The organism is Paenibacillus sp. MER 180 (assembly GCF_023713665.1).
Taxonomy (GTDB): Bacteria; Bacillota; Bacilli; order Paenibacillales; family Paenibacillaceae; genus Paenibacillus_B; species Paenibacillus_B suaedae.
Map to the genome: position 1 here is coordinate 1 of NZ_JAMAVT010000038.1, position 8,198 is coordinate 8,198.

General features: G+C 36.5%; 10 protein-coding genes. All 10 read left to right on the top strand.

Features of this window, described 5'->3' with window-relative positions:
* Positions 1–313 precede the first annotated feature (313 nt).
* The 10 genes from M3661_RS29405 to M3661_RS29450 all read left to right on the top strand — a co-directional run bounded on the left by M3661_RS29405 (position 314) and on the right by M3661_RS29450 (position 8,078).
* A complete protein-coding gene (locus tag M3661_RS29405; RefSeq protein WP_251490965.1) occupies positions 314–712 on the top strand; it encodes a hypothetical protein in 399 nt (132 codons plus the stop codon).
* A 760-nt stretch (positions 713–1,472) separates the two neighbouring features.
* Positions 1,473–2,327, top strand: a complete 855-nt coding sequence (locus tag M3661_RS29410) for an ABC transporter ATP-binding protein (protein ID WP_251490968.1) — start codon at positions 1,473–1,475, stop codon at positions 2,325–2,327.
* Complete coding sequence (locus tag M3661_RS29415; protein ID WP_065294337.1) at positions 2,320–2,976, top strand: ABC-2 transporter permease; 657 nt, start codon at positions 2,320–2,322, stop codon at positions 2,974–2,976. The genes M3661_RS29410 and M3661_RS29415 overlap by 8 nt, the downstream gene beginning before the upstream one ends.
* Positions 2,973–3,338 carry a GntR family transcriptional regulator gene (locus M3661_RS29420; RefSeq protein ID WP_251490984.1) on the top strand — a complete coding sequence of 122 codons (366 nt, stop codon included), beginning with the start codon at positions 2,973–2,975 and terminating at the stop codon, positions 3,336–3,338. Before M3661_RS29415 ends, M3661_RS29420 begins: the two co-directional genes overlap by 4 nt.
* A gap of 49 nt (positions 3,339–3,387) precedes the next feature.
* Positions 3,388–3,756, top strand: coding sequence for a hypothetical protein (locus M3661_RS29425; RefSeq protein ID WP_251490987.1), 369 nt, complete (start codon positions 3,388–3,390; stop codon positions 3,754–3,756).
* Between the two features lie 236 nt (positions 3,757–3,992).
* Positions 3,993–4,196: a zinc ribbon domain-containing protein gene (locus M3661_RS29430; RefSeq protein ID WP_021260544.1), complete on the top strand. Its 204-nt coding sequence runs from the start codon at positions 3,993–3,995 to the stop codon at positions 4,194–4,196.
* 231 nt (positions 4,197–4,427) lie between these two features.
* The gene (locus tag M3661_RS29435; RefSeq protein ID WP_251490990.1) at positions 4,428–5,282 is read left to right on the top strand and encodes an MBL fold metallo-hydrolase; all 855 of its coding nucleotides are present in this window, start codon (positions 4,428–4,430) and stop codon (positions 5,280–5,282) included.
* A 326-nt stretch (positions 5,283–5,608) separates the two neighbouring features.
* On the top strand, positions 5,609–5,704 hold the full coding sequence (comI, locus tag M3661_RS29440; protein WP_021255831.1) for a competence inhibitor ComI: 96 nt from the start codon (positions 5,609–5,611) through the stop codon (positions 5,702–5,704).
* A gap of 405 nt (positions 5,705–6,109) precedes the next feature.
* The gene (locus tag M3661_RS29445) at positions 6,110–6,997 is read left to right on the top strand and encodes a hypothetical protein (protein ID WP_251490993.1); all 888 of its coding nucleotides are present in this window, start codon (positions 6,110–6,112) and stop codon (positions 6,995–6,997) included.
* Between the two features lie 190 nt (positions 6,998–7,187).
* Entirely contained in the window at positions 7,188–8,078 is an 891-nt protein-coding gene (locus M3661_RS29450) for a hypothetical protein (RefSeq protein ID WP_251490996.1), read from the top strand.
* Positions 8,079–8,198: the final 120 nt, after the last annotated feature.

Sequence of the window (8,198 nt, forward strand, 5' to 3'; positions counted from 1 at the left end):
TCTCCTTTGTTAAGTTCTCAGCAAACCTAACGATAGGAGGATTTTAAGGGGCTGACAAGTGCCTTTTTGCATTCAGCTTGAGCATTTTTACGCTGCAATTTTAGGCACTTTTAGTATGCAATAAACAAAAGCAGTAATAACTGAACCATATTATGACAAACCTGAATGGATTGCTAATGAAATTACTCGAGAAGAATTTATCTGTTTATCTTCTGAATCGAATGAGCGGGATGTTGAATTATTTCTGATTCTTCTATTTGGTTATAATCATATCAATATAGAACAGTCATTTCTTTTATCTTTTAATGAACTATTGGAGCAAGAGGGAGTTGTACTATCAGGTGGGATTGCTTTCTTTGAAGATGAGAACAAGTATATTTTACCGAGCTGTTGCTGTGGTTTAGAAGATTTCTCTGGTGTGATTGATACGATTATAAATAAACAAAGTCCGTGGATGGGGCATGATCCTGCTCCAGGTATTACATACATAAATGATCAAGTACATGTTTGGCCCGATGATCCGGAAACAATTGATAGTCATGTTAACAAGTCCATTCAATATTCATATAAAGACCTAATAGACAGTCTTGAAAATACTCGAAAAGAATTGCAGGGATTTATTGAAGGTCCATTATATGAATGGATTAATAAAAGAGACGAACAGATTGCTAGTACTATAAAAGATCGGATGAAACAATGGATAATCAAATAAGGGGATGATGGTAGTGAATATTATTAAGATCGATGAACAAACAAAGAAAAATATCCGAATCTCATTTGGATTACATTTATTTTTCTATTTGGATTCTGGGTTTCGTTCCTTTACTTAAATGATCAATTTTTATCAAATACTTTATGGGTTGATATGATTGGATGGGTAAGATATTTGGTAGTGGGATTATTCATTAAAGTATCAGAGCGAAATATACAAAACATTATCTCCGTCTCATTTATATCAATCATGGGTATCTTATTTTGAATCAACAAGATGTACTACAAAACGATTATTTACTACCTTATATATTATTACTAAACAATATTTGTATCTCTGTTATCTTATATATAATCATAAAAGTAAAGCAGCAATTAAAAAAGTTTAAAATGAGAGAACCTCGAAGTCCAATTGTCTAAGATCCATACAGAATAATACCTTAGTTTACCATACCTCTAAAGATCAAGTGATTTGATGTTTCACATTGAACTGAATCTACTAGAGTTAAGGAGTCTGCAATTAATATTGCAGGCTTTTTTGTATGTGGGGAGGAGCATCGGTGACCGAGGTGATTGCTCTCGCCGTAGGTAGAGCGGGAAAAATAACAAGACTGTTTTGACCCGGGAAGGGATTCTTAGGATAGTTGAAAAATTGCTAAAAATAAATTCCGTAAATTAGGCCACGAAGTAATTGACTTCTAGAAATTTCCTGTGTTATATTGTGCATACACGACATACACAATTTGATGAGGAGGTCCTGTATGCTGGCATTAGACATTCGAAACGTAAACAAGAAGTTTCAAAATTTTCAGTTAAAAGATGTGTCGTTTCAATTGGAAAAGGGTTATATTATGGGATTTATCGGTGCCAATGGCGCAGGAAAGACAACCACAATAAAATCGATCCTGAATATGATTCAAATTGACAGCGGTGAGGTCCGTATTTTGGGCAAAAACATTGCCGAACACGAAATCGAATTGAAACAAGAAATCGGATACGCATTCGGCGGCATCGATTTTTATACTCGAAGCAAAATCAAAACGGTGACCGATGTGATTAAAAAATTCTATACGAATTGGGATGATGAAACCTATTCCCGCTATTTGAGAAGATTTAAATTGGATGAAAACAAAAAAATCATCGAATTGTCGACGGGAATGAAAGTGAAGTACAGTTTGGCCCTTGCCTTGTCCCATGGTGCAAAGCTTCTTATCCTCGATGAACCAACAAGCGGACTCGATCCGGTCGCAAGAGATGATTTGTTGGATATTTTTCAAGAGCTCGTAGTAGATGGAGAAATCAGTATTCTTTTCTCCACTCATATTACATCTGACTTGGAGAAATGCGCCGATTTTATTACTTTTATCGAAAACGGACAGATTATCAACAGCTCTGAGAAAGATGAATTTATTGCGTCATATCGCCTACTGAATGGTAGCAAAATTCAGCTGGATCAGGTGAAAGAAAAGTTGATTTCCTACAAAGTAAATTCCTTCGGCTTTACAGGATTGATCCACACCAAAGACTTCGAACCAACTTCCGATATTCAAGCAATCACACCGAGTCTTGAGGAAGTCATGATTTATTTCGCGAAAAAGGAGGATGTGCATGTATAACTTAGTGATGAAGGATTTAAAATTAGGCGTCCATCCTATGTTTTTTATAATGCCTCTGATTCTGGGCGCCTTAATGCTCGTTCCTGGTTGGTTATATTTTATCGTCATTCTGTATTTTTGCTGGATAACGATCCCGAATATATTTGGCGGATATAGAACTCAGAACGATTTGATGTTTACCAGTATGATGCCGGTAACGAGAAGTGACATGGTGAAAGCAAGGATACTCGTTATAGTCATTCTGGAATTATTGCATATGGTTAGTGCAATGATCTTCGGTATGATAAATCTTCGCTTATATCCGAATCTGACCCACTATTTCTTCGCACCGCACATGGGTTTCTGGGGTTTATGTTTTGTTATGCTCGCGATCTTCAATATTATCTTTATTTCCATGTATTACAAGACGGCGTATAAATATGGCGGGGCAGCCTTGGCATCCATTTCGGCTGCTATGCTTTTTGCCGGAGTTGCACAATGGCTCGGAGTCCAGAATTCTTTTGTGTCAGACACTTTCAATGGCAGTGGTGCCCACAATATGACGCTTCAAATTTCCATCCTGATCGCAGGAATCGTGATATTTATTGCATTCACTATGATTGCTTATCAAATTGCGGTTAGACGGTTCCTAAAAGTGGAGATCCAATGAACGTATCTATTTCGAACACATCTGAAAAGCCGATTTATCAGCAGCTTTTCGAACAAATCAGCGCCCAAATTTTGAAAGGCGAATTAGAGAGCGGTTATTGTTTGCCACCAATTCGACAAGCAGCCCTGGAGCTTCGTGTTAGTGTCATTACCGTAAAGAAAGCTTGGGAAGAACTCGAACGAAGTGGTTTGATAAATACAGTAACAGGTAAAGGGTGTTTCGTAGCCGAATTCACATCCGACGAAATACAGAAAATACGCAACGAAATGGTTTTGAAGCAAATGGTTAACGACACTTCATACTACAAATCCTTTGGCCTCACCCTAGATGAAGTTATTGCGCTGTTGAAGAAGATTTATTAACGGCTGGCAGGTGTGGTTTATTACAAATTCATAAAGGAGTTGTAGTGTCATGAAAAGGTTAGATAGCATATTTCTCGTCGGATTGTTGCTGCTGATTGCCGGAGTTGTGTGGGCGCTCACGATGAATGGCATTGGAGCGAAAGAGTGGATTTTGCTACTATCAGGAACTATATTGGGCATCTTAGCCGGAGTGTTTCAAGGATGGATGCTAAAACTCAATAAACGAGGAAAAATCGGGTCGGGCATGAAGATATTCGGAATAGTTGGAGCAATCATCTTGCTTGTTGCTCTGAAGGTCACAATAAATATCTCAATTCCTTCGTATTTAGCTACGAGCGAGAGTGGAATCTGGGTGTCAGTTGTTTATGCTATTGGAGGCCTTCTCCTCGGACGTTCATTGTACTCCCGCCTCCGGTGAATGGAACGGAAAGCTCTCATGACGGGAGCTTTTTTCATTGGTTTTTACAAAGTACCACGTTATATTCACGCATCAGGGCTTTCGCCTCCTTATTGTCAGATGTATAATCCGAGGAAGATACAGCACACAACTAACGACCCAGCCTAATTGAAAATAGATTCATCCTGTTTTTTTCGCAACCTTATATGCATTGGAAACGTACGAAGAAACATAACATGTTGGGGAGTGACAGATGTATGAGTGAAAAAGGATGCATCAAATGCGGAAGCAGAGACGCAAGGACGAAAGAAGTAGCAATGACCGGCACAGGGCTATCCAAAATGTTCGATATTCAGCACAATCAATTTATAGTCGTATACTGCGCAAATTGCGGATATTCCGAATTTTACAATAAAAAATCTTCGGCTGGCTCGAATGTTCTTGATTTCTTTTTCGGTTGATAAGGTAAGCCAACAATAATTTAATAACACATCTTGTTGAGCAGGCTGCCGCAGCCTGCTCATTTTATTAGCATAAGTACAGTTTAGTTATAATTGTTTACTACCTTCTATATCATTTGTGAGATGCTATAATTGCAAAATATAACTAAATGGGTGGGGAGTTGGTACCAATGAAAAATTGTGATGAAGAGACTCGTGAGAAACTAAAGTTCTTAAAAGAGGGGATATTGTATGCTAAATAAATTAAGTGATTCCATTTATTATTTATCTAACCAAAACGCGAAAGAAAGACCGACATTAGGATTGGTTTGTGGAGACAAATATAGTCTAGTCATCGACGCTGGAAATTCTGTTCAACATGCTAGAGATTTTTTGAGTGAAATCGAAAAGGTAAACGTACCTCCGGTTAAGTATTTGGTAATCACACATGCACACTGGGATCATTTTTTGGGGATGAATGAGTATAATGCAACGATCATTGTGAATAGCCTTACCAATCAATTATTGAATACGTGGCGAAGCTATTCTTTTGACGATCGCTCTCTTCAAGAATATGTAGATGCTAAAAAGATGGATTCACTGTGTATGGAGATTATCAAGAGTGAAGTGCCTAATAGGGATGTGTTCAAATTAAATTCTTCAGATATTGTTTTTGATGGGTCTCTTGTTCTTGACTTAGGAAATAAGAATTGTGTTATTGAGAGAATCAGAAGCACTCATACTGATGATTCAACCATTGTTTATGTTCCCGATGAAAAAGCAATTTTCCTTGGAGATAGTTTTTATGGTACAACCAAAAATTCTTTATTTCATTATAAAAAGTCTCATTTAGAGCCAATGATAGAAGATATTCAGAAATTCGACGCGAGTCATTTCATAGCTGGTCATGAATCGATTTGTGATATCGAAGAAATGGATTTGTTCTGGAAAGAGCTAAGATCGGCCAGTAAAGCCACAAATTCAACTTCATTAGAGGAATCATTAGAGACTTTTGAAAATGAAAATAAAAGGAAGCCTATTGGAGATGAGCTATTCTTCATTAAAGCGTTTGTAAACGATCAGATATTACATTCAGAGGAGCGTTAATTTGAAGTGATTTTATGATGCCGCAGAGACCCTATAAGAAAGTATTCACGCCGGGGGCTTTCGCCCCTTGATTGCCAGATGTATAATAATGGATGAAGGTTAGACAACAGACGAGCCAGCCTAAGAAGAGAGCTATCTAAGGCTGGCTCGTGTCGTGAAATACGGGAACGTTATTTGGAAGGTATGCGAATTGCATTAAAACCATGTTCAAACTGTAAGTTCAAAACCAAAATAGGAACGCTTGTGCGCGGATGTGGAAAAAGGTAAAATATAACTACAATTGAATCTTGGGTGGGCATGGTTTCCCTTCGAAAGGAGGTGAAGCCATGGAAGTAAAAGATGCGATAACGATCATGCTCCTCTTTGGAACATTCATTCTTGCTCTTTTAACGTACATTAATCATAACAACAAGAGAAAGTAAAAACCCACCCCAAGGTTGGACGCCAAAGGTGGGTTTCCATTCATGAATGACTAAGAAGGGATTACCCATCCAAGCCAATTGTATGGACCAAGTGTTAGCGCACTTGGTCTTTATTACATATATAGTACCATATCAGAAAAGATGTATCAAAGGATTGAAAAAATGTTGAAACCAAAAAGACGTGGTCATTCACAATCGAAAGAATCTCGAAGATGCGAAGATGGCATCCCCCATTAGCTAACACCGTATCTACGCTGTGGGATCCTTGGTTCGCGAGAAGGGATAAGCAAGAAGTGTGTTCAGCTCACAACCATGCGAGACTAAGTCCATTCGGAGCTTTAAGCCTCTCGGGTTCGTGAATACAAGAACGTTATATAAAATACAAAATTACTAGGAGGGAGATTAATGCAAACTTGTGCATTATGTAAGAATATAACAACCCTTAAAGGAAGTCATATAATCCCAAAATTCGTGACGGAATGGATTAAGAAAACAGGAATCACAGGATATTTAAGAAAGAGCGAGAATGACTACAAAAGAAGAGAGCAAGATGGGTTCAAAAAATATCTATTGTGTGAGAAATGTGAAGGTTTGTTCTCAAAAACCGAAAAAAAATTTGCTGAAACAATTTTTATTCCCTACTTAAAGGATAATCAAAATGAATTTGAATATCAGGAATGGCTTAACTATTTTGTTACTTCTGTTAATTGGAGACTATTGTATCTAGAGTTAATTGATTATCTCAATAAAGAAATAGACATTACCCAGAATAATATTGAAGAAATAACCAAGGCAACTCAAGATCTTGGGGGCTACTTATTAGGGGAGAAAAGTTTTCCAAGTAATGTGGAGTCCCATATCTATTTTTTAAATGATCTAGCCTTTGTTTCACATGCTCACTTAAGGCCGATATCCTTTTTCAGGAGAAGTATATTTGGGTTTCTCTTAGAGAATAATGACCCGTTTGATTATAGTTATGTTTACTCAAATTTATCAGGGATTTTACTTGTTACAACAATTAAAAAGACTAAATTTGACATATGGAGAAATACTTTAATTAGAGATCAAGGTAAATTAACAACAAATCAATTAATAGGGAGTCCTGTTCTAGGTGATTTGATTTCCGTTCTTGAACATGCTAATGAAGGGTCTGTACCCGAACATCAGTCACAGAAAATTTTGGAGCATCTTAAAAATAACGAAGACAAGATTAAAAACAGCAAATTCATTGAGGAATTTATAAAGGATCAAGATCTACAAGAATTATATCGTAAATTGTTCAAGGAAGAGTAATTTGGTACATCGTGGGCGTACACCCTTGGTTGACAGGTGGAATTCTCACAGAAGTATTTTTGAGCAACACATTGATTTCAGTAAGATAAGAGTTTTTTAAGGGAAATCAACGTATGAAACTAACAACTTAGGCGAAACTCTTGAAAGGAACCAAATTAGAATCATATTTTAAGTCTTGGAGGAACTTATTATGGAACCTTTAATAGAAACCTACTTAACTGATGTTTTATATCCTAAATTGAAACAATATAGTATTACTGAAGACGTAATTAATAAGGTTGGTACTGATATTAAAAGTCGAATACACTCCTTGCTATCTCATTGGAATAATACTGAATTTAAAAGAACTTTATTAGTTACAGGGATTGAAGAGGCATTTTTCTATCAGCCTCCAACACAAATTGAAGTGCGTTGTCTTGTAGTGTTAACTATTAGAAATAGCTTATTTGAAGATCTTTCAAGTACAAATGAAGCTGCCCAATCTCTAGGTCTTGATAAAACAATCATCCCTGAACACGACGTAAGAAAATTCACATCAGATGCAATAAACTATTTTAGTGGAATTGATTTATCCGAATGTTCGGGTACTTTAGAAAGTGGTAAGGATATATATGGAAGTCTAAAAACATTATATCCTAGAGCCTGGAATGTATTGAAGGAATTGGGGGATATAGTTTTCCGAAATAAGAAATATGCAGTAATAAATCACTCGAATTCTCGAGTACATAATGTAAAACTTAAATCTGACAACTTAATTAATATTGATCAATACTATAAAAAGAAGACTGTTATCTTAAGCGGGATGGATCCCAATATAGATCCACATTTATTGAATGTACTTAAATCAATTCAAGAAGGCACACCATTCTTTTTTACAGACTCATTTAAATCTATCACTAGAAACCCAGATAAATTATTTAAAGTCATCGAGAATGTTCTTGCAAGAAATGCTTCAATTGTGACATGTAACTTTTATTTGAGTCAGGAATATGTAAGTTGTAGGGGTAATCTCCTAAGACCGGGTCATAGCCGAAAAGATATATTGGAAAACCTTAATAATAGATCTGGACTGACAAAATAGATCGGCTACACTTAGTTGGACAGAAAAATTAAGGGCTAGTAGAATTAACACATCATAACAAGGAGCGGATCTACTATGCCAAGAATAAGACGAACATTTACAGATGATTTCAAGAAACAG